This window comes from Mesorhizobium sp. M2E.F.Ca.ET.209.01.1.1 (genome assembly GCF_004010375.2).
Taxonomy (GTDB): domain Bacteria; phylum Pseudomonadota; class Alphaproteobacteria; order Rhizobiales; family Rhizobiaceae; genus Mesorhizobium.
In genome coordinates this window covers 1-371 of record NZ_SADP02000284.1, presented here as the reverse complement: position 1 = coordinate 371, position 371 = coordinate 1, and the positions used below count along the sequence as shown (strand labels likewise).

Annotated in this window: 1 protein-coding gene; it reads left to right on the top strand. The window is 53.6% G+C overall.

What is annotated here, in order from left to right; translation table 11 throughout:
* Nucleotides 1-81: 81 nt before the first annotated feature.
* On the top strand, nucleotides 82-371 hold a 290-nt coding region (locus EN852_RS41830; RefSeq protein ID WP_348643523.1), incomplete at its 3' end, for a cyclic GMP-AMP synthase DncV-like nucleotidyltransferase.

Here is a 371-nt window from a genome sequence, read left to right as displayed (position 1 = left end):
GTTCCGGGAATTGCTCTCGCATCGCGCTCCCAAACCAACTTTCTATCACGGCCCGAACAAGAACGCCTAGGAGAATGAAATATGCTCAATCTGCATAGTCTGTTCTTGAACGGGGATAATCCCGACGCCTTTGACAAGGTCATTTCGCCTACCGAAGGGCAGCGCAAATTGCTTGTCCAGGCGAAGAACAAGATTAGGGACCATCTTCGAGAAGGCATTCGTCGAGCTTCTACAGCGGTTCTGGGAATGGAAAGGCAGGTTGAGCCTCGCTTCAGAACGCAGGGTTCTTGGAGCTATAAGACCTGCATTCAGGGCGCTCACCTGCCGCCTCAGGAGATGGATTGGGACTTCGGGGTGTACCTGCCCGTCAC